Consider the following 21,178-nt stretch of genomic DNA (forward strand, 5'->3'; position numbering starts at 1 on the left):
CGATGTCGGGCGACAGATCTTTGTTGGCGGGGCTGCGAGTCCTCGATTTGTCCTGCGGGTCGGGGGACGCCGTGGGCCGGATCCTGGCCGATCTCGGGGCCGATGTGATCAAGGTCGAGCCGCCGGGCGGGAGTCCGGCACGTCACACCGCGCCGCGCTTGGCGGGCACCAGCATCGCCTTCGCGGTGCACAACGCGAACAAGGGCAGCACGGTGCTGGATCCCGCCGCGGACGGCGACCGGGCGCGGTTGCTGGCGTTGGCGGGTGCCGCCGACATCGTCATCGATTCGGGCATTCCGGGACAGGCCGCGGCCTACGGCACCTCCTGCGCGGCGCTCGTCGACCGGTTCGAGCATCTGGTGGCGCTGTCGGTGACCGACTTCGGCACCGACGGCCCGCGGGCACACTGGCAGGCCACCGACGCCGTGCTGTACGCGCTGTCCTCGGCGCTGTCGCGATCCGGGCCCACGACGGGCACCCCGGTGCTGCCGCCGGAGGGGATCGCCTCGGCCACCGCGGCCGTGCAGGCCACCTGGGCGACGCTGGTCGCCTACTACCACCGGCTCCGCACCGGGCGCGGCGACTACATCGACTTCTCCCGGTTCGAGGCGGTCGTGCTGGCGCTCGACCCGCCCTTCGGATCACACGGACAGGCCGCGGCCGCCGGCGGTGCCGAGAAGTGGCGGGGCCGGCCACGCAATCAGGACGCCTACCCGATCCTGCCGTGCGCCGACGGTTACGTGCGCATGGTGGTCCTGGCCCCGCGGCAATGGCACGGCCTGCGCGCCTGGCTCGGTGAACCCGCACAGTTCCAGGATCCGAAGTACGACACCATCATCGAGCGCTTCCTGGCCTGGAAAGAGATCGGCGCGCTGCTGACGGACCTGTTCGCGACCATGACCATGGACGAGATCGCCGCTGCCGCACAGTCTTACGGTGTCCCGGTGGGCGCGGTCCTGGAGCCGTCCGACGTCAGCGACTCGGAGCACTTCGCGGCCGTCGGCGCGTTCACCGAGACCGAATTGGTGCCCGGCGTGCGCACCCGGGTGCCGGTGGGTTACTACACCGCCGACGGCGTCCGCCTCGGATTCCGCGCCCCGGCCCCCGCGGTCGGCGCCGGGCCGAGCGAGTGGGCGCATCCGCCGGTGCGGAACGCACCCATCGACAGCCGGGGCGACGAGCGGGCGGGCCTGCCGTTTGCCGGCCTGCGCATCGTGGATCTCGGCGTCATCGTCGCCGGCGGCGAAACCAGCCGGCTGTTCGGCGATCTGGGCGCCGAGGTCATCAAGGTCGAAAGCGTCAAGTTCCCGGACGGGCTGCGGCAGGGCCGCCCGGGTCAGCGCCTCAGCGAGTCGTTCGCGTGGACCCACCGCAACAGTCTCGGCCTGGGGCTGGAATTGCGCAGCGCGGGCGGCGCCGAGGTTTTCGCGGAACTGGTCGCCCGCTCCGATGCGGTGTTCGCCAACTTCAAGCCCGGAACCCTTGCCGGGCTGGGATTTCCCTACGAACGGCTGCGTGAGCTCAATCCCGCCGTCGTACTCGCCGAGAGCAGCGCCTTCGGCGACACCGGCCCGTGGAGCACCCGGATGGGCTACGGCCCGTTGGTGCGCGCGAGCACCGGCGTGACGAGCCTGTGGACCGCGCCGGACGGGACCGCCGAGACCGGCCGGCACCCGTTCTACGACGCCACGACGGTCTTCCCCGACCACATCGTCGGGCGCATCACCGCGATCGGCGCGCTGGCCGCGCTGATTCATCGGGCCGGCACCGGCGCCGGCACGCGCATCCACGTCTCGCAGGCCGAGGCGGGGATCAACCAACTCGACAGTCTGTTCGTCCAGCAGCGGGCGCTGCAGGACGCTCCGGCGGCCGTCGAGATCGGCGATGCCGCCGCCGGCGTGTACCCGTGCCTCGGTGACGACGAGTGGGCTGTGATCTCGCTGCGCGACGAGGCCGACCGCCGCGCCGCGGTCGCGGTGCTGGGGGAGCCCGAGGGTTGGGCGGACTGGACCCGAGCCCGGACCCCGGCCGAGGTGGCCGAAGCCCTGCAGGCCGCCGGCGTGCCGGCGGCGCCGATGAATCGGCGCCCCGATGTCCTGGGCGATCCCCAGTTGACCGCGCGCAAGACCTATCGGCAGATGGCGCACCCGCTGATCGAGCAGGAGCTGCCGGCCGAATCCGGACCCGCACCGTTTCGCCACATCGGCCCGGCGCTGACCCGTCCGGCGCCGCTGCCCGGCCAGCACACCCGGGAAATCTGCCGGGACATCCTGGAATTCGACGACGATCGGATCGATCGGCTACTGGCCGACGGGGTGCTGTTCAGCACCAGCGAGAGGGTGCCCACCTGACCACGATCACCGCGCAGGCCTAGCGCAGCGCGCCGTCTGATCTCCGAATCCTCCCTTGAAAGGTATTTCTGCCATGTCGCTGGATCCCAGAACGCCGGTACTCGTCGGCTACGGCCAGGTCAACCAGCCCGACGGCACCCCCGACCCGCAGGAGCCGGTGGCGCTGATGGCCGCCGCGGCGCGGGCGGCGGCCGACGCGCGGGTGTTGGCCGCCGTGGACGCCATCCGGGTGGTCAACCTGCTGTCCTGGCGCTACCGCGACCCGGGCCTGGCGCTCGGTGAGCTGATCGGCGCCGACAACCCCGCCACCCGCTACACCGGGGTCGGCGGCAACGTGCCCCAGACGCTGGTCAACCAGGCGTGCCTGGACATCGGTAGCGGTGCCGCCGAGGTGGTGCTGATCGCCGGCGCCGAGACCTGGCGCAGCCGCGCGCGGATGAAGGCCGCCGGGGTGCGGCCGGACTTCACCAAGCAGGACGAGTCTGTGCCGATCCCGCCGGGTGCCGACGACGCCGTCGAGATGTCCAGCCCCGCGCAGGAGCGCATCGGCCTGGCGTTGCCCTCGCACGTCTACCCGTGGTTCGAGGAGGCGTTGCGCGTCGCCGCGGGAACGGGCCAGGACGAGCACCGTCGCAAGATCGGCCAGCTGTGGGCCCGGTTCAACGAAGTGGCCCAACAGAATCCGCACGCCTGGAGCAACAAGGCGTGGACGGCGGAGCAGATCTATCAGGCCGGCCCGGACAATCGGATGATCAGCTGGCCCTACACCAAACTGCTGAACTCGAACAACATGGTCGACCAGGGTGCGGTGCTGATCCTCACCTCGGTCGAGAAGGCCGATGCACTGCAGATCCCGCGTGAGCGGTGGGTGTTCCCCTGGGCGGGTACCGATGCTCACGACACGTACTCGGTTGCCGAACGCTGGGACTATGCCCGTTCCCCGGCGATCCGGATCGGTGCGGGGCGGGCGTTGGAGTTGGCCGGTCTGGGCATCGATGACATCGACCTGATCGACATCTACTCGTGTTTCCCGTCGGCGGTGCAGGTGGCCGCGAGCGAGATCGGCGTCGCCATCGACGATCCGGCCCGGCCGCTCACCGTCACCGGCGGTTTGACCTTCGCCGGGGGGCCGTGGAACAACTACGTCACCCACTCCATTGCGACCATGGCCGAGCACCTCGTGGCCGCCCCCGGCAAGCGCGGCCTGATCACGGCGAACGGCGGCTATCTGACCAAGCACGCGTTCGGCGTCTACAGCACCGAGCCGCCGACGGCCGGATTCCGCTGGGAGGACGTGCAGCCCAGCGTCGATGCGGAACCGACCCGCCGCTGCGTCGTCGACTGGGAGGGGGTGGGCACGCTGGAGACGTGGACCGTGCCGTTCGGTCGAGACGGCGCGCCCGAGAAGGCGTTTGTCGCGGTCCGCACGCCCGACGAATCGCGGGTCCTGGCGGTCATCGCCGATCCGGATGCGGCCGCGAGCCTGGTCGACGACAATGGAGCTGACCCTGCGGGGGCGAAGATCCAGGTCGAGGCCGACGGCAGGGCCAGCTTGCGGTAGATCCGCGGCTGTTTTCGGTGCCGAAAACCGGCCCGCAAACATCGCGCGGCGCATAGTGTCATTCACGTACCGATGGGGGTCGGGGACGATGAATATCGTGATCACGGGCGCTACCAGCGTCATTGGCCGCGCCGCGGCCGCGTATCTGCTCGGTGCCGGTCACCGCGTGATCGGGGTGGCGCAACATCGTCATCCGCTGCTGGATCCGGCCGTGGAGTTGGTCTGCACCTCGCTGGACGGGCCGCGGCTGCGGGAGGTCGCCGACGGCGCCGACGTCGTGCTGCATCTGGCACCGGTGGAGGCCGCGGCACCGGAGTGCGAGGGCCTCGAGGGTCTGCTGCGGGTCTCCGATGCCGCCGCACGGGCGGGGGCCCGGTTGCTGTTCGTCTCCCACGCCGCCGGCGATCCGGAGCTCTACCACCGCGCCGAGGATCTGGTGGCCACGAGTTGGGCGCCGAGCCTGGTCATCCGGTGCGCGCCGGTGGTGGGACGGCAGGCCGACTGGATGGTGTGCCGCAGCCTGGCCACGGTCGGCCGCGGGCGGTCCCTGCCGCTGCTGCACACCGACGATCTGCTGCGCTTTCTGGTGCGGTCGGTCGGATCGCACCGCACCGGTTCAGTGGATCTGGCGGCCGACGGGGTGCTCGCGGCGGCCGCGGCGCGGCGCTGGTCGGCGCCGCCCGGGTGCCGCCGGACACCGGCCTGGCCCGTCACCGAACCCGAGGTCGATGTGGTTGCCCTGCAACGTGATTGGGACTTCACCTGCGGATGGGACGCGGCCGACGCGCTGGCCGACGCGGGTCGCGCGCTGACCGGACGCCGACTGACGAGTATGGGCGCGGTCGAGGTCACCGCCGCGCAGGTGCTGCCGGTGGAACCGACCCCACGACCACGCGCCGGGACCGGCGGACATGCCGCGGCGGGGGCGGCCGGGGAGTTCGACGACGTGATCGACGCCGAATTCGGCGTCTTCGATACCCGCGGCACCGCCGATGCCTTGCCGGGACCGTTGACGCCGATGTCGCTCGACGTGCACGGCGGCGGTCTACGGGCCGCGCAGCACGCCGGCGCCGAGGTGATGGCGCTGCCGGGACGGTTGGCGCAGGAGTGGCAGTGGCGCGCCAGCGCGGTCTTCGGCCACCGCATCTTCACCGGGCGCACGGTCAGCGACGCGGTCGCGGCGACCCTGAACCGTCGGGGGCAGCAGGCTGCGGTCGCGCCCCGGGTGCTGACGGTGACACGGCGCTACGACCGCTGGTGCGCGAACTACGGGGCGCTGCGCGGACAGCCGATTGCGATCTGGCCCGCGGCGTCCAATGCCGTGCTGGAAACCCGGATCATGGTGCTACGCAATCGCATTCATCAGGGTTGGGTGCTGGTCGGCGTCGGCGCCGTGACCGAGGGATTGCTGCTGCGGGCGGCCCACCCGGAACACCCGCTGCCACCGGCGACCGCGGAGATGACCGCGACCGGCCAACTGGCCGACGGCACCGCGACGCTGGCGGCGCTGCTGCGGACCGACCGAGATCTGCGCGAGTTGGCCGCCGCCGGTGACTGGGCCGCCATTCGGGGGCACTTCCCGCGGGCCGCCGTCGCCGTCGACGCGGTGCTGCGACGGGTCGGGCACCGGGGGCCCGGCGAAGCCGAGCTGGCCAACCCGACGACCATCGAGTCGCCGAGCCAGCTGCTGGTGGCGGCGGCGCGGGCGGCCGACACCGAGCCGCAAACCCCGTTCGCGACCGGGCGTGCGCCGCTGCCGCTGCGGGTGGCCCAGACCGTCGGTCGGTCCCGGGCGCTGGCCTGGGACACCACGATGTGCTACACCCAGCAGCTCCGAATGGCGTTGCGCGAGCGGGGCCGCCGGCTGGCCGCCGCGCGCGTGCTGGCCCGCGCCGACGACATCTTCTACCTCACGATCGCGGAGGCCATCGCGCCGCCGGTGGACACTCGGCTTCGGGTCACCCGCAGGCGGGCCGAGCGGGTACGGCTGCAGGCGCTCAACATGCCGGAGGTCATCGACGGCTACTGGTCCGCGCTGCCGGATCCCGCGCCCGAGCAGCCGATGCCCGCCGAGGGACCGCGCGTGCGTCCCGTGTTCGAACCGGCGGTCTCCGGCTGGATGCAACGGGTCAGGTCAATTCGGCGGGATCGACCGGCCTTCGGGACCTGACCAACTCCTTGATGTCATCGAGTCCCGCCCAGATGTTGACGTTCATGCCGGCCAGCACCCGGTTTTGAGCGTCGAGCCAGAACGCGGTGAACTCGCGGCCCGCGACGTCGCCGCGGAATATCACCCGGGCGGCGGCGTCGGCGTGCCCCACATACTCCATGCCCAGGTCGTACTGGTCGGTGAAGAAGTAGGGCAGCTCGTCGTATACCGCCGGCGGGTCGTCCTTGGCCAGCATGTTGCGCGCCGCGACCGCGGGCTGTTTGAGGGCGTTGGCCCAGTGCTCGGTGCGAATCCTGGTGCCCAGCACCGGATTGTCGGCCGCGGCGATATCACCCACCGCGTAGATGTGGGGGTCGCTGGTGCGCAGGGACGCATCCACCGCCACACCGCCGTCGGCCAGGGCAAGTCCGGCGGCCTCGGCGATCTCGATGTTGGGTGCCGCCCCCACCGCCACCAGCACCGCGTCGGCCTCGACCTGGGAGCCGTCGCCCAACCGCAGCCCGGTCGCCACGCCGTCGGCGACGGTGATCTCGTCCACCGTCTGATCCAGCAGCAGGTTGACGCCGTGTTCGCGGTGCAGTTTTGCGAAGATCTCACCGGCCTCCGGCCCGAGCGCAGCCGACAGCGGGGTCTTCGCGGTGTCGACGACGGTGACCGCGACCCCGCGCTCGCGCGCCGAGGCGGTCACCTCCAGGCCGATCCAGCCCGCGCCGATCACGGCCAGCGCGGCGCCATCCCGGAGCAGACCGTCGAGCGCCTCGGATTCCTCGATGGTGCGCAGGTAGTGCACGCCCGCGGCATCGGCGCCGGTCAGTTTCGGGCGCCGCGCCCGCGACCCGGTGGCCAGCAGCAGCTTGTCGTAACCCAGCGCTTCACCATCGGGCAGGGTGACGGCCCGCTTGGCCGGCTCGATCGCGGTCACCTCGGTGCCCAACATGAGTTCGACGTCGTGGTCGCGGTACCAGGACGCGGGTTGCACGGTGAATTCCGGCAGCGACTTCTTGCCGGCCAGAAACTCCTTGGACAGCGGCGGACGCTCGTACGGCAACCGCTCCTCGTCGCCGATCAGCACGATGTGACCGTCGAAGTCATTGTCGCGCAGGGTTTCTGCGGCCTTGGCGCCGGCCAGGCCGGCTCCGACGATGACGAACCTGGTGGACCTGGACATGAGTTGCCCCCTTCTGCCCTCTTCGCAGTATGGGCGCACCGGGTCGCGGTGTCCCGCGCTTGAGGCAGATCGAGAAGTCAGTCGAGGTCGACGCGGATGGTCAGCAGATCGCTGCCCATCGCACGCACGACCGCGCTGTTCATCCCGGGCAGTTCGCGCAGCCGGGCGACCGGATCGTCGTCGGGCAGCAGCCGGGCGGTGCCGGTGCGCCACTGCCCGCCCAGCCGCACCCGCACGGTGGGATCGGCCTTGATGTTCTTCACGTAGTCGGAGTGCGCACCGTGTTCGGAGACCAACCAGAACTGGTTGTCCACCAAGCGGCCCCCGACCGCGGTGCGCCGCGGCTGCCCGGATTTTCGGCCGACCGTCTCGATCATGGTGGTCGGCGCGTACCGGCCGAGGGGATTGACCAGGTAACGCTGCACGGGGTGCACGACGCGCCGCTTGAGATCGTTCAGGTCCACCATGGGTGTTGTCCGTTCTCCCGGGAATGCTCCGGCTGCGAGTCTAGGGCGTCAGGCCGCGGCGTCGGCGGCGCCGGCGACCGGTTCGAGTGCCGCGGAGACGATGTCGGCGACATCGGTCATCGGTTTGACCTCGAGCGCGGCCAGCACCTCCGCGCCGACGTCGTCGAGGTCGGCCTCGTTGCGCTGCGGGATGAACACCGTCATCAGCCCCGCGCGCTGGGCGGCAAGCAGCTTCTGCTTGACGCCACCGATCGGCAGCACCCGGCCGTTGAGGGTCACCTCACCGGTCATGCCGACATCCGCGCGGACCTTGCGGCCGGTGGCCATCGACACCAGTGCGGTCACCATGGTGACGCCCGCCGAGGGCCCGTCCTTGGGCACCGCGCCGGCCGGCACGTGCAGGTGGATCCGGCGGTCCAACGCTGCCGGATCGACGCCGAGTTCCGCGGCGTGCGACCGGACGTAGGACAGCGCGATCTGCGCCGACTCCTTCATCACCTCGCCGAGCTGTCCGGTCAGCGTCAGGGTCGCGTCGCCGTCGCGGCCCGCGCCGGTGGACCCGGCCTCGATGTAGAGCACGTCGCCGCCCAGGCCCGTGACGGCCAATCCGGTGGCCACCCCGGGCACCGCGGTGCGCTCACCGGACTCCGGCAGGAACCGCGGTCGGCCGAGATAGTCGACCAGGTCGGGCTCGTCGATCGTGAGCGGCGCCTCGACCGCGGTCTGCTCGCTGGTCGCCAGCTTGGTCGCCGCCTTGCGCAGCGCCTTGGCCAGCAGCCGTTCGAACTGCCGCACCCCGGGTTCGCGGGTGTAGTCCGCGGCGATCTTGCGCAGCGCCGCCTCGGTGACCCGCACCTCCTCGTCGGACAGCGCGGCCCGCTCGGCCTGCCGGGGCAACAGATAGTCGCGCGCGATCGCGACCTTGTCGTCCTCGGTGTAGCCGTCGATGCTCACCAACTCCATGCGGTCCAGCAGCGGGCCGGGAATGTTCTCGACGACGTTGGCGGTGGCCAGGAACACCACATCCGAGAGGTCGAGGTCCAGGTCCAGGTAGTGGTCGCGGAACGTGTGGTTCTGCGCCGGGTCGAGCACCTCGAGCAGGGCCGCACTCGGGTCACCCCGATAGTCGGAGCCGACCTTGTCGATCTCGTCGAGCAGCACCACGGGGTTCATCGAGCCCGCCTCGCCGATCGCGCGGACGATCCGGCCCGGCAACGCACCGACGTAGGTCCGGCGGTGGCCCCGGATCTCGGCCTCGTCGCGCACGCCGCCCAAGGCGACCCGGACGAACTTGCGGCCCAGGGCGCGCGCCACCGATTCGCCCAACGACGTCTTGCCGACGCCGGGGGGACCGGCCAGCACCATCACCGCGCCCGATCCGCGGCCGCCCACCACCGCCATCCCCCGGCGAGCCCGCCGGGACCGCACGGCCAGGTATTCGACGATGCGTTCCTTGACGTCGTCGAGCCCGTGATGGTCGGCGTCCAGGATCTCCCGGGCGCCCCTGAGGTCGGTCGAATCCTCGGTGGTGACGTTCCACGGCAGGTCCAGCACGGTGTCCAGCCAGGTCCGGATCCAGCCACCCTCGGGGCTCTGCTCGCTGGATCGTTCCAACTTGCCGACCTCGCGCAGCGCGGCCTCGCGCACCTGCTCGGGCAGCTCGGCGGCCTCGATGCGGGACCGGTAGTCGTCGGATCCCTCGGGCTCACCCTCGCCCAGTTCCTTGCGGATGGCGTTGAGTTGCTGGCGCAGCAGGAACTCCTTCTGCTGCTTGTCCATCCCGGCGCGAACGTCCTCGGCGATCTTGTCGGTGACCTCGACCTCGGCCAGATGCTCGCCGGTCCAGTCGATCAGGACCCGCAGCCGCGCCGCGACGTCGGTGGTCTCCAGCAGTTGCCGCTTCTGCACGTCGGTCAGATAGGACGCATACCCGGAGGTGTCGGCCAGCGCCGAGGGATCGGAGATGCCGTTGACATAGTCGATGATCTGCCAGGCCTCGCGGCGCTGCAGCATCGCCAGCAGCAGCTTCTTGTACTCGGCGGCCAGGGTCTTGACCTCGTCGGTCACCGGGCCGTCCGCGACCTCGCTGACCTCCACCCACAGCGCGGCCCCGGGTCCGGTGGTCCCGGAACCGATGTGGGCGCGCCGCTCACCGCGGATCACCGCCGCCTGGCCCGTGCTGCCGGCCATCCGTCCCACCTGCAGGATCGACGCGAGCACGCCGTGGGTGGGATAGCGGTCCTCGAGTCGGGGCGCGATCAGCAGCCGCGCCGAGCCGTCGGTTGCGCTGGTCTGGGCCGCCTCGATGGCGGCCTGCGCGGCGTCGTCGAGCGCGATCGGGACGACCATGCCGGGCAGCACGATCGGGTCGGTCACGAACAGGACGGGAACCGCGACCGGCGTTGCAGTGGTTTCGGTCATCAAACCTCCAAAGTTGATTCTCCTGCGCTCAACCTTGGTTGCGGCGAGTTTGTTCCCGGCCGGGCGGAGTCAATCCGGCAGCGCCGGCGGGAAGGGATTGTGAACGATTCCCGTTGCACCCCAGTAGGCCGCCAGACGAAACGAGACGCATGTCCACCACTCCCGCCACCGACAGCCCGGCGATCCTCGTGATCGGCGCCGGCGAACTCGGGGCCAGCGTGCTCGCCGCGATCGCGCACCGACTCGATGAGCATCCCGGTGCGGGCACCTTGAGCGTGCTGTTGCGGCCGCCGGCCGAGGGCGCCGACGCCGCAGGCGATCCCCGTCACCAGGAATTGACCCAACGGGGCATTGCAGTCGAACGTGCCGACGTCGCGACCGCGTCGGTGGCCGAACTCGCAGCGATCATGACGCGCTACCACACTGTGATCAGCTGTGTGGGCTTCGCGGCGGGACCCGGCACGCAACTAAAACTGACCCACGCGGCCCTCGCCGCCGGCGTACAGCGGTACTTTCCGTGGCAGTTCGGCGTCGACTACGACAAAATCGGCCGCGGCAGCGCGCAGCCACTCTTCGATGAGCAGCTCGATGTCCGCGATCTCTTGCGCGGCCAGGGCGCCACCGAATGGGTCATCGTGTCCACCGGCATGTTCACCAGCTTCCTGTTCGAGCCGGTGTTCGGCGTCGTCGATCTGGGTGTCGGCAGGGTGCATGCGTTGGGGGACTGGGACAACCGGTTGACCTTGACCACACCCGAAGACATCGGCGTGCTGACCGCCGATATCGTCTTTGCGCAACCACGCATCCGCAACACAGTCGTCTACCTGGCCGGTGACACGATCAGCTACCGCGAGCTCGCCGCCATCGTGGAACGCGTCACCGACACCACCGTCGACCGCGTGCTGTGGAGCAACGAGTTCCTCGACGATCAGCTCCGCCTGGATGAGGACGACGCGATGCGCAGATACCGCGCAGTATTCGCCCGACCCACCGCAGTGGCGTGGCCGAAACGGCAGTCCTACAACGTGGTTCGCGGAATCGCCACCGTCACCGTCGAGGACTGGGCGAAGGCCAACATCTGACCCGGGCCACACTCGAGCTCAGTTCACGTCGACTTGGGGGCGCCCCGCCTGCGCGACGTCGCGACGACGCTCATCGATCACGCGGCCGATCTCATGCAGCAGGCCGGGCTGTCCGGTGACGAGACTCTCGAGCACCTCGCGGTCCATCTCGAGCATGGCGACCTCGCCCACGGCGACCGCGCCCGCCGCGACGGGTTCCCGCGTCAGTGTGGTCTGGCCCAGGAAGTCACCGGTCTCCAGCACCCGGACGGTGGCCTGCCCGCCGTGGCCGGCGGGCACCTGCACCCGGACTCGGCCGCTGACGACGAACTTCATCGAGTCGGGCACGGAGTCGGCCGCCTGCACCTGCTCGTCGGCGCCGTAGCGGATCAACCGGACCTTCTCGAGCAGCGATCGCTGATCGGCCGGCGTCAACCGCAGCGCCCGGGTCGAGGTCTGCAGCGCCTCCCACCTGCGCTGCTCGGTGGAGTAGTCGTCGGCGGCACCGTCGAGATGCAGGTCGGCGCGCCGGGCCGCGTACCAGAGCCACCGGAGGAAGGCGGCCTTGGCCGGTCCGTCGTCGGCGGGGCTGCGCAGCGGGATCGAGGTGCGATACGCGTTGCCGCCCAACGGCACCGAGGTGGGTTCGGCCTCGCCGCGGTGCGGTAGACCGGCGGCCACCGAGTTCAGCACGGCACAGACCCGATCCGGCGGATCGGAGGCGCCGAAGGTGGTTTCGACCAGGATCCGGTGCGCGCTGGCGGGCCTGCTCAGGTTGGTGAACGAGGCGCCGGCCAACACCGAGTTCGGCGTGATCGTCAGACCGTCGCCGGTTTCGATGTGCACCGACCGCCAGTTGACCTCGCGCACCCGCCCGCGACCCGCCGGGGTGTCGAGCCAGTCGCCGAGTTGGAACGGCTGCTCGAACAGCATCAGCAGCCCGGAGATGATCTGACCGACCGAGTTCTGCAGCGCCAGGCCGAGCACGATCGAGGTGACACCGAGGGCGGCGAACAGTCCGCCGACGTTGGCGCCCCAGATGTAGGAGAAGATCAGCGCCAGGCCCAGGACGATCAGCACCACGCGCGCCACGTCGAGGAAGATCGACGGAATTCGCTTGCGCCAGCTGCCTTCCGGAGCTCGCTGGAACAGCGTGGCGTTGGTCCCGGACAGCAGCAGGATCAGCACCATGAAGCCCAGCGCCGTCGCGACCATCCGGACCGATGTCGCCTCGGGCGACACGTCGGAGGCCTTGACCATCAACAGCAGCAGCGCACCGAGCGGCAGCACGTAGATGCGGATCAGGTTGACCGGGCGGGCCAGATGACTGCCGCGTTTGGCCAGCACATGGTGCAACTCGGTCAGGATCACCAGCAGGGCGGGCAATCCGACCGCGACTGCGATGGCCCAGTACAGCCACGACGTGCCGAACAGGGAACTCATCAGGACAGCTCCGCCAGCCGCCAGATGGTCCCGCCGCCCGTCTGACCGTCGGCGGCGCCGTTGCCGCCGAGGTCGCCGACCTCCTCGAAGCGGCGGGTATCGCGCATCACGTCGTAGACCGCGGCGGTGACGTAGATGCCGGGCTGGGCCGGACCGCTCTGGGCCTGATACGCCAGATTCACCGCGGAACCCCACATGTCGTAGATGACGTGCGTGCGCCCGACCAGCCCGGAGGTCACCGATCCGGTGTCGATCCCGGCGCGCAGGGCCAATCGGTAGCCGGTCTGGGTGTTGAAGCGCTCGATGATCTGATGCATCTCGACCGCGAAGTCGAGGGTGCGGCCGATGTTGTCCAGGCGCGGCACATTGAGGCCGCAGCTGGCCAGGTAGCCGCTGCGCATCGTGCGCACCCGCTCCACGCCGATGTTCTCGGCCGCGGCGTCGAACTGGCGGAACAGCTGGTTGACCGCCCCGAGCAGTTCCTTGGAGTCCAGCTTGGTCGACAACTCGTCGAGCCCGACGATGTCGGCGAAGACCACCGTCACGTCCTGGTGATCCTGGGCCACCACCTCGTCGCCCGAGCGGTAGCGGTCGATGACCTTCGCCGGCATCAGCGACAACAGCAGGCGGTCGTTCTCCGCGCGCTGCTGGTTGATCAAGTCCTCTTTGACCCGCAGGTTGCGGGACATGTCGTTGAAAGCGACAGTCAGATCCCCGAATTCGTCGCCGGAGGTCACCGGCAGCGTGGTGTCCAGGTCGCCGGCGCTGATCCGTTGCGCGCCCGCCTCGAGCTTGCGGATCGGGCGAACGAACATGCGCGACAACCACATCGAGGCCAGGCACACCAGGAAGATGATGCCGACGGTGGAGAGCACCAGATTGCGGGTGAACCGTTGGACCGGGGCGAACGCCTCGTCGGTGTCGACCGTCGCCACGATGGTCCATTGCACGCCGGGCATGTCGACCGGACCGTAGGCCATCAACGTGTCATGCCCCAGATAGTCGCGTTGGAGCGTCGTCCCGCTCTCGCCACGCCTGGCCCGGTCGACGGCCTCGCCGCTGACCGGTTGGATCAACGTGGTGCCGCCGGCCTCGATCGCGCGCTCGGCCACGTGGCTCGGGGTGCCGTTGGCGACGACCCGCTCCTGGTAGAGCTCTGGATCCTCCAGGAACAGCCGCGAATCGGTGCGCATCAGATCGTCGGGCCCCACCAGGAAGACCTCGCCGGTCTTACCCATGCCGACCGATTCCCACTGCCGGTCGGCGGTCATCGTGCGGTTGAGCTTCTCGATCGGGAACTGCAACGCCAGGACGCCCTCGATCCGGCCGCCGTCGCCGATCGGTGACATCAACCAGGCCACCGGTTTGTTGTAGCTCGGCAGGTACTGATCGAAGTCGGTGACGGTCACGAAATCGACGTTGTGGGACGAGATCACGTTGTCGAAGGCCTGGGCCAGATGGACGTCGCGGTACGGGCCGTTGATGATGTTGCTGCCCAGGTCCACACCGCGGTAGGCGCTGTAGACCACGGTGCCGTCGAGGTCGATCAGCAGCGCGTCGTCGTACTCGAATCGAGTGACGATCTCCCGGAAGAAGTCCTGGTAGCGCGCGCTGGTGGCCGACCAGGCACTGCCGTCGCGGGCGTCGTCGACCTCGAGCGAATAGGTCTCGGTGTCGAACGGTGCGGTGTAATGGGCCTGCAGGTAGCGCTGTGCGTTCGATTCCGGCAGTACATTGGCGACGTCGAGGTCCTGCCCGGTGATCGCGTCGACGCGCGGCTTGAACTCGCCTGTGTAGTAGTCGACGATCGCCCGCTGCTGTGCCGGGGTGATGGTCTCGTCGTTGAGTTCGGCGAAGCCTCGTTTGAAGTCCCGCATCGCGTTGACCGCCGTCGATCCGCGGGTGTAGATCACCAGCGAGTCGGTCAACTCCTGGCTCTGCGTCTCGGTCATCCGGATCGAGGTCTCGCGGATCTCGACCAACCGGTCGAATGCGGCGGCGCGCAGCGAACTCTGCCCCGATCGGTAGCCGATGATCCCGACCACGGCCGCCGACAGGACGCTGGTCAGCAACAGCATCACCAACAACTTGGACTGGATGCTGATCCGCGAGAGCCGCCGACCACGCCATCGCCGGGGCGCCTTCGGAACGCTGCTGTTCTCCGCAGCCGAGTTTGCGTGCGCTGTCGCCACCGGCTCCACTGCCGTCATCGGTCCACCACGGCAGCAGGGTAGCGCCTTTTCTTCGGTCACACCGCCACCGCGCCGGAAAATCGGCGTTTCCGGCGCCGGTCGACGCGGGATCGTTGCCTAGGGTAATGACTTTGGGGCGCGGGCGTTTTCGCTTCAGTGCGGCGCGAGGATGAGCCAGCCGTGCGCCGGGACCAGTACCTCGGCGCTGGTCTGCGCCGCCGGCGCGCCGCTGCCGGCCAGCACCTGGGCCTGCGGAAACCCGAAGTCGGGCAGTCGGACCGGCATCGGATCATCGGTCAGATTGAGTGCCACCAGCAGCGTCTGATTCCGCGCGTCGCTGCGGTAGAGGTAGCGCCGGTTCTCCAGCAATACCGCCGTGGTCCGCGCGGTGTGCAACCACGGGTGCCGGCGCCGCAGTCCGATCAGGAATTGGTGTAACCCAAAGAGTTCGGCGCCGGTGGCGTCGACCGGCATTGGGGGAGTGCCGAATTCGGGCCGGATCGCGTCGTCGCCGCCGCCGCGTTCCTCCTTGAGGCCGGTGCATCCGAACTCGTCGCCGGCATAGATGCTCGGGACCCCGCCGGTGGTCATCAGCACCACCAATGCGTGGGCGACGTGGCGCGAATCGGTGAGCTGGGTGGCGATCCGGGTCACGTCGTGATTGCCGACGAAGGTCAGCGGCGCGAAGGCGTCCAGAAAGCCGTTGTGTCGCTGCAACGCCCAGTCCAGCTCGTGGAAGTTGCCGTCATTGAGCGCGCTCCAGATGGCCTTCCACAGCTCGTACTGGGTCACGGAGTCGAAGCCCGCTTCCGCCACCGCCGCCGAGTAATCCCCGTGGATCACCTCGGCGACCAACCAGGCGTCGGGATGCGCGGCCCGCACCCGGGGCAGGACCCGGGCCCAGAACGACGCCGGCACCGCATAGGCGGCATCGAGGCGCCAGCCGTCGGCGCCGCGGCGCAGCCAGTGCGCCATCACAGCGGCGACGTGGTCGGCGACCTCGTCGTTGTCGTGATTGAGGGTGATGAGCTCGTCGTGGCCTTCGAAGGTGGCGAAACGGGCCGGATCGCGCCGGGACCGCACGAACCAGGACACCGCCGCCGGGTCGCCGTCGAGGGCGGCCCGGTAGCGCGCGAAGTCGATCCCGACGTGATTGAACACCCCGTCGAGCAGTACGCGCAGACCGCGGTCATGGGCCGCGGCCACCAACTCGTCGAAATCCGAATCGTCGCCCAGGCGCGGGTCGATGCGGTAGTAATCGGTGGTGTCGTAGCCGTGCGTGCGGGAGGCGAACACCGGACCCAGCGCAATGCCGGAGGCGCCGAGGGTCACGGCGTGGTCGAGCCAGGCCGTCACGCGGCGCAACCGGTGCTCGCCGCGGTCCGGCGCCGGGTCGGCGGGAAAGGCGCCGACGAAGCCGAGCGGATATACCTGCCACCAGATCGCGTGCGCTACCCACCCGGGTGCGGTCACGGCCGAAACCTGCTCTCGTACAGGGATTTCATCTCGTCCTCGTACTCGGGTACGGGCCCGTCGGCGATCAGGCGCGGCGCCACCGTGGTGATGGGCAGCGCGGCCACCGGCGACGGCGGGCAGCCCCACTCCTCGCGCCAACGCGACAGTTGCGCGGACGAGGTGGCGTAGACGATGCGGCCGAGCCCCACCCACGCATGCGCCGCCGCACACATCGGGCAGTGCTCGCCGGAGGTGTAGACCGTGGTCCGGATGCGCCGCACCGGCGGGACGTGGGCGGCGGCCCACTGCGCGATCGCGAATTCGGGGTGCCGGGTCGCGTCACCGTCGGCGACCCGGTTGCGATCCTCGAACAACGTCTTGCCGTCGGCGTCGACCAGGATCGAGCCGAACGGTTCGTCACCGGCGTCGAGCGCCTCGCGCGCCAGTTCCACACAGCGAGCCAGGTATTCGACATCGACATCGGTCAAGGCCACGCTCGCCGAGTCTACGCACAGCGGTCCGCGCCGCCGGACGCTACGCGCCCGGCGTCGAGGCCGGCCCGGCGATCTGCCAGTCCGCCGCGGCGCGTTGTTGATTCCAGAACTGCGCGAAGCGGCCCCCGGCGGCCAGCAGGTTCTCGATGCTGCCGTCCTCCACGACGGCGCCGTTCTCGACGAACAGCACCCGGTCGGCGTGCCGGATGCTCGCCAGCCGGTGCGCGACGATCACCCGGGTGCGCGGGCGCTCCTCGGCGGTCAACGCGTCGACGACGGCCGCCTCGTTCTCGGTGTCCAGCGCGCTGGTGGCCTCGTCGACCAGCAGCACCGGTGCGGGCTTGACCAGCGCCCGGGCGATGCTGACGCGCTGGCGTTCGCCGCCGGAGAGCGCGGTGCCGGCCTCGCCGACCACGCTCTGATCGCCGTCGGGCAGCCGCCGGACCAACTCGTCGACGCGGGCCAGTCGCATCGCCGTCGTGATCGCGTTGTCGTCGGCCGCGGTGTCGCCCACCAGGACGTTGTCGCGCACCGTGCCGTCGAACAGGTATGGATGCTGAAACACGACGCTGACCGCGGCGCGGCGCTGTTCGGGGCTCAGCGTCGCCACGTCGACACCGTCGAACAGCACCCGACCGCGCTGCGGGTCGTGTAGCCCGGCGATCAGGCCCAGCACCGTGCTCTTGCCCGATCCGGAGGGCCCGACGATCGCGGTGGTGGCCGCCGGTTCCAGCACGAAGCTCACGTTGTCGAGCACCGGTCGGTCGCCGTAGCCGAAGGTGACGTCCTCGAATTCGATTCTGGGCGCCCGCGTGTGCGGCAGGGCCGCGGCCCCCGCGGTCGACGTCGGAGCCGCCAGCACGGCCTGGATCCGGCCGAGCGTGGCGCGGGTCGTCTCGATGGCCGGGGCCAGTTCGCTGAGCGCACTGAACGGCTCCAGGTAGCGCGCGATGACCACGATCAACGCAATCGCCTCCGGCACCCCGAGGGTGCCGCGCACCGTCAACAGCGTGGTCATCCCGGCCAACAGGATCAGCGCGATCTGACTGGCCAGGCTGAACAGCAACTGACCGGGGATCTGCATGGTCAGCAACCGCACCGTGGCACCGTGCTGGGCCTGAAGTGCCGCGCCGACCTGACTGCGGGCCGGCGCCACTCGCCGGGCCGCGCGCAGGGCCGCCTGGGTGCGGGCGAATTCGATGATGCGCTCGGTCAACGTCGAGTTGGAGGCGTCGGCAATGGCATCGGCGCGTCGGGACAGCCGCCCCGAGGCCCACATCGCGCCCAGCAGCACCGCCACACCGACGAGGGCGGCCAGTCCCAGCGGCGGTGAGATCGCCAGCAGCGCAAGGGCGATGGCCGCCGGCAGCAGGATCGCACCGATCAACGGGGTGAGCAGGTTGACCACCAGACCCACCAGTTCCGGGCCGGTGGAGGCGATGGCTTGCCGCGCCGTGGCGGTGTTGTCGGCGGTGAGCCAGTTCAGCCGCACGTTCGGCAGGCGGTCGGCCACGTCGTGCTGGGTGTGGTCGAGCAGCCCGAAGCCCAGTTCGAAACCGCGCCGTGCGGTGCTGGTGTCGACGATCCAACCGGCCGCGGTGGCCAGCGTCAGCCAGCCCAGCCAGGGCCAGGCGTCCTGCGGTGTGCCACCGAACAGCGCGGCGATCAACGGGACCAGCAACACCGTGCCCGCGGCGCGCAGCAGCACCGACGCCAGGGTCAGCGCGGCATAGCCGTTCACCTTCGCCCGCTGGTCTGCGGGGATGAGTGCCAACAGGGTGCGGATCATCGGCGCGACTCCTCGATTGCGGCGGCGCCCCGGCCGGAATCCCACAGCGCACGGTACCGCCCGTCGGCGGCGAACAATTGGTCGTGCGTCCCGATTTCGGCGATCCGGCCGTCATCGAGCACCACGATCTGGTCGGCGTGGGTGATGGTGTGCAGGCGGTGTGCGATCACCAGCACCGTGCGGTCTCGGGTCAACCGATTCAGCGCCTGCTGGACCAGGTATTCCGATTCGGGGTCGGCGAATGCGGTGGCCTCATCGAGGATCAGCACCGGGGTGTCGGCCAGGATCGCCCGCGCGATCGTCAGCCGCTGCCGCTCCCCGCCGGAGAGCGCGGACCCGGATTCCAGCACCGTGTCGTAGCCGTCCGGCATGGCCGCGATGCGGTCGTGGATCTGGGCGTCGCGGGCCGCGGCCTCGATCTCGGCGGCCTCGGCGTCGGGTTTGGCCAACGCGATGTTCTCGGCCACGGTGCCGGCCACCAACTGCGCGTCCTGCAGGACGAACCCGACCCGGCGGTAGAGGTCGTCGGCGGACATGGTGCGAATATCCAAGCCGTCCACCCGGATTGCGCCGCGGTGCACGTCGTGGAACCGCGCCAGCAGCGCGGCCAGCGTGGATTTGCCCGAACCGGAGGGACCGACCAGGGCGGTGACCGTGCCGGGGCGCAGGCTCAGCGACACGTCGTCGATCACGGGGACGCCGGGCCGATACCCGAACTGCACCCGGTCGAAGACGACCGTGCCCGCCGTGTCGGCGGTCGCGGTCTGCTCGGGTTGCACCCCCAGTTCGTCCTCGTCGAGCGCGCTCTGGATCCGGCGGGCGGCCAGCATGCCGCCCTGGATGCCGCCCAGTCCGTACCCGATGCCCAGCAACCGGGCACCGAAGGTGGTGCCGAGGAAGATGAACGGCAGCAGGTCCACCGGATCCATCCGGCCGGTGACCACCAGCGGGGTGCCGGCGGCCATGATCAGCCACAGGAACGCCGAGGGCCGGGTGACCAGATCCATCAGGGTCTTCTTCCCGACGAAGGGTCGCTGCCAGGTCACCAGGAAGTCGATGTACTCCTCGAGTCGACGACGGAACGTCGAGGCCGCCGCGCCGCCGAACACCCGGACCACGGGCTGGCCCTCGAGATAGGCGCCGGCCTCGCTGGTCATCCGCTCGGCCCAGCGCTGGGACTGGCCGATCTTGGGTCCGGACTGGATCGACATCGTCGACATCAACACCAGGCTGAACAGCACCGGTACCAGCAGCACCAGCGCGAGTCGCCAATCCACCACGAACAGGTAGACCAGCACCGCCAGCGGCGCGATCACCGCGGCCACCGCGTCCGGGATCGCATGGGTGATCAGGTAATGCAGCGACAGCGTGTCGTCTTGCACGAGCTGCTTGATCGCCCCCGATCCGCGCTGGGTGAACCAGCCCAAGGGCAGTTTCGACAGCTTGGTCAGCAGCCGCGCCCGCAGGCCGCGGGCGAACCCGGCGTCGACGCGGTGCAACCACAGCGTCATCGCGGCGGTCAGTAACGTGCCGGTGCCCATCAGGCCGACCGCGGCCAGGCCCAGCGTCCACAACCGGTCCTGCTCCGCGCCGGTCAGCAGCACCCTGGCCAGCTCGACGAGCAGCACGAACGGCGCCAGTTGCACCAGCGTGATGACCGCTTGCAGCACCCCGGAGACGATCAGCGGCGTCTTCAGCGGCGCCAGCAGCCGGCCTGCCCCCTGGGCGCGCCAGCTGCCCTGCCGCGGCGGCGCGGTCGCGGCAGCTGCCGGGGCGGGGGCCGGGGTCGGCGCGGTCGCCGGCGGTGTCGGTGTCTCGTCGCCGCGCTTGGATCCCATGGCGCGGCCCTCGGTCCAGTAGGCCTGCGGGTGCATCTCGGACTTCGGGAAGCCGAACTCGTCGCGCAGCCGGGTGCGCAGCGCCTTGAGGGTGCCCGCCTCCGGGGTGACCCAGGCGTACCAGTCGGACCAGTCGCGGACCTCGACGGCGGCCGCCAGCGAGCCGGTGTCGGTGCGCGGCACCCACTGCACCCGCAGCCGTGGATGCTGCGCGAGGGGGATCAGCAGATCGTCGTCGTCGTGGTATTCCAGGTAGACCTCGATGGGCAGGTCGTCGGGGACCGCCCCGATGATGCCGTTGATCGCCGGGATGGCGGCGGGATCGCCGATGAGCAGGTAGCCGGCCGGCTGGTCCGTGGGGTCCTCGGGGACGCTGAACCCCTTCGAGCCCAGCACCACCACCGGGACCGTGTCGCCGGGTTTGGCGTTGCGGGCCCACGTGGTGGCCGGCCCGGCCGGTTCATGCAACACGACGTCGATGGCGAAGTGCCCGGTGTCGACGTCGGACTCGGAGATCGTGTAGCCGCGCTGGAACTCGGTGTCGGTGCCGTCGGGGTCGGGGAACCAGAACCGCAACCACGACGTGGGCTCGGCCTCGGCATCCTCGAACAACGTCGGCGACACCATCCTGACCCGCAAGAACCGCGGGGCGAGCAGGACGGTTTCGAGCACAGTCGCTTCGTGATCGCGGGCACCGAAGCCCTTCATCATCACGCCCTGGAAACCGCGCGCCATATCAGTCCCTTCCCGCGGCCCAGCGGCCGCGGA

At 70.1% G+C, this 21,178-nt stretch carries 13 protein-coding genes; 4 read left to right on the plus strand and 9 right to left on the minus strand.

The window, feature by feature from the left end; genetic code table 11:
• Positions 1-2 precede the first annotated feature (2 nt).
• The 3 genes from RCP80_RS11875 (at position 3) to RCP80_RS11885 (ending at position 6,082) form a co-directional block, all read left to right on the plus strand.
• The gene (locus tag RCP80_RS11875) at positions 3-2,351 is read left to right on the plus strand and encodes a CaiB/BaiF CoA-transferase family protein (RefSeq protein ID WP_308482507.1); all 2,349 of its coding nucleotides are present in this window, start codon (positions 3-5) and stop codon (positions 2,349-2,351) included.
• A 73-nt stretch (positions 2,352-2,424) separates the two neighbouring features.
• Positions 2,425-3,912 (plus strand): acetyl-CoA acetyltransferase, encoded by a 1,488-nt coding sequence (locus RCP80_RS11880; RefSeq protein WP_308482508.1) that lies wholly within the window; start codon positions 2,425-2,427, stop codon positions 3,910-3,912.
• Between the two features lie 97 nt (positions 3,913-4,009).
• Positions 4,010-6,082, plus strand: coding sequence for an NAD-dependent epimerase/dehydratase family protein (locus RCP80_RS11885; RefSeq protein ID WP_308482509.1), 2,073 nt, complete (start codon positions 4,010-4,012; stop codon positions 6,080-6,082).
• Here RCP80_RS11885 and RCP80_RS11890 read toward each other — a convergent pair.
• The 3 genes from RCP80_RS11890 to lon form a co-directional block, all read right to left on the minus strand.
• A complete protein-coding gene (locus RCP80_RS11890; protein ID WP_308482510.1) occupies positions 6,042-7,250 on the minus strand; it encodes an NAD(P)/FAD-dependent oxidoreductase in 1,209 nt (402 codons plus the stop codon). The two genes, RCP80_RS11885 and RCP80_RS11890, sit on opposite strands and share 41 nt — an antisense overlap.
• Before the next feature lie 77 nt (positions 7,251-7,327).
• Positions 7,328-7,717 carry a nitroreductase/quinone reductase family protein gene (locus tag RCP80_RS11895; RefSeq protein WP_308482511.1) on the minus strand — a complete coding sequence of 130 codons (390 nt, stop codon included), beginning with the start codon at positions 7,715-7,717 and terminating at the stop codon, positions 7,328-7,330.
• A 48-nt stretch (positions 7,718-7,765) separates the two neighbouring features.
• Positions 7,766-10,138: an endopeptidase La gene (gene lon, locus RCP80_RS11900; protein WP_308482513.1), complete on the minus strand. Its 2,373-nt coding sequence runs from the start codon at positions 10,136-10,138 to the stop codon at positions 7,766-7,768.
• Between the two features lie 149 nt (positions 10,139-10,287).
• Here lon and RCP80_RS11905 point away from each other — a divergent pair, with 149 nt between their 5' ends.
• A complete protein-coding gene (locus RCP80_RS11905) occupies positions 10,288-11,220 on the plus strand; it encodes an aromatic alcohol reductase (protein WP_308482514.1) in 933 nt (310 codons plus the stop codon).
• Positions 11,221-11,238: 18 nt separating this feature from the next.
• Here the strand turns inward: RCP80_RS11905 and RCP80_RS11910 are convergent, their stop codons facing one another.
• The 6 genes from RCP80_RS11910 to RCP80_RS11935 all read right to left on the minus strand — a co-directional run bounded on the left by RCP80_RS11910 (position 11,239) and on the right by RCP80_RS11935 (position 21,145).
• Positions 11,239-12,642 carry a mechanosensitive ion channel family protein gene (locus RCP80_RS11910; protein WP_308482515.1) on the minus strand — a complete coding sequence of 468 codons (1,404 nt, stop codon included), beginning with the start codon at positions 12,640-12,642 and terminating at the stop codon, positions 11,239-11,241.
• Positions 12,642-14,852 (minus strand): adenylate/guanylate cyclase domain-containing protein, encoded by a 2,211-nt coding sequence (locus RCP80_RS11915; protein WP_308482516.1) that lies wholly within the window; start codon positions 14,850-14,852, stop codon positions 12,642-12,644. Before RCP80_RS11915 ends, RCP80_RS11910 begins: the two co-directional genes overlap by 1 nt.
• A gap of 135 nt (positions 14,853-14,987) precedes the next feature.
• On the minus strand, positions 14,988-16,307 hold the full coding sequence (locus tag RCP80_RS11920) for an alpha-amylase family protein (protein WP_308482517.1): 1,320 nt from the start codon (positions 16,305-16,307) through the stop codon (positions 14,988-14,990).
• On the minus strand, positions 16,304-16,783 hold the full coding sequence (locus RCP80_RS11925; protein ID WP_308482518.1) for a nucleoside deaminase: 480 nt from the start codon (positions 16,781-16,783) through the stop codon (positions 16,304-16,306). Before RCP80_RS11925 ends, RCP80_RS11920 begins: the two co-directional genes overlap by 4 nt.
• Before the next feature lie 40 nt (positions 16,784-16,823).
• Positions 16,824-18,572 carry an ABC transporter ATP-binding protein gene (locus tag RCP80_RS11930; protein WP_308482519.1) on the minus strand — a complete coding sequence of 583 codons (1,749 nt, stop codon included), beginning with the start codon at positions 18,570-18,572 and terminating at the stop codon, positions 16,824-16,826.
• Positions 18,569-21,145 (minus strand): ABC transporter ATP-binding protein/permease, encoded by a 2,577-nt coding sequence (locus tag RCP80_RS11935; RefSeq protein ID WP_308482520.1) that lies wholly within the window; start codon positions 21,143-21,145, stop codon positions 18,569-18,571. The genes RCP80_RS11930 and RCP80_RS11935 overlap by 4 nt, the downstream gene beginning before the upstream one ends.
• Between the last annotated feature and the right edge of the window lie 33 nt (positions 21,146-21,178).

It is taken from the genome of Mycolicibacterium sp. MU0053 (assembly GCF_963378095.1).
In the GTDB taxonomy this organism is placed as follows: domain Bacteria; phylum Actinomycetota; class Actinomycetes; order Mycobacteriales; family Mycobacteriaceae; genus Mycobacterium; species Mycobacterium burgundiense.

What these genes read in the sequence shown, in the direction of transcription:
- RCP80_RS11875 (WP_308482507.1), top strand. Translation starts at nt 3, where the DNA reads ATGTCGGGCGACAGATCTTTGTTGGCGGGGCTGCGAGTCCTCGATTTG.
- RCP80_RS11880 (WP_308482508.1), top strand. Translation starts at nt 2,425, where the DNA reads ATGTCGCTGGATCCCAGAACGCCGGTACTCGTCGGCTACGGCCAGGTC.
- RCP80_RS11890 (WP_308482510.1), bottom strand. Translation starts at nt 7,250, where the DNA reads ATGTCCAGGTCCACCAGGTTCGTCATCGTCGGAGCCGGCCTGGCCGGC.
- RCP80_RS11895 (WP_308482511.1), bottom strand. Translation starts at nt 7,717, where the DNA reads ATGGTGGACCTGAACGATCTCAAGCGGCGCGTCGTGCACCCCGTGCAG.
- lon (WP_308482513.1), bottom strand. Translation starts at nt 10,138, where the DNA reads ATGACCGAAACCACTGCAACGCCGGTCGCGGTTCCCGTCCTGTTCGTG.
- RCP80_RS11905 (WP_308482514.1), top strand. Translation starts at nt 10,288, where the DNA reads ATGTCCACCACTCCCGCCACCGACAGCCCGGCGATCCTCGTGATCGGC.
- RCP80_RS11910 (WP_308482515.1), bottom strand. Translation starts at nt 12,642, where the DNA reads ATGAGTTCCCTGTTCGGCACGTCGTGGCTGTACTGGGCCATCGCAGTC.
- RCP80_RS11915 (WP_308482516.1), bottom strand. Translation starts at nt 14,852, where the DNA reads ATGACGGCAGTGGAGCCGGTGGCGACAGCGCACGCAAACTCGGCTGCG.
- RCP80_RS11930 (WP_308482519.1), bottom strand. Translation starts at nt 18,572, where the DNA reads ATGATCCGCACCCTGTTGGCACTCATCCCCGCAGACCAGCGGGCGAAG.
- RCP80_RS11935 (WP_308482520.1), bottom strand. Translation starts at nt 21,145, where the DNA reads ATGGCGCGCGGTTTCCAGGGCGTGATGATGAAGGGCTTCGGTGCCCGC.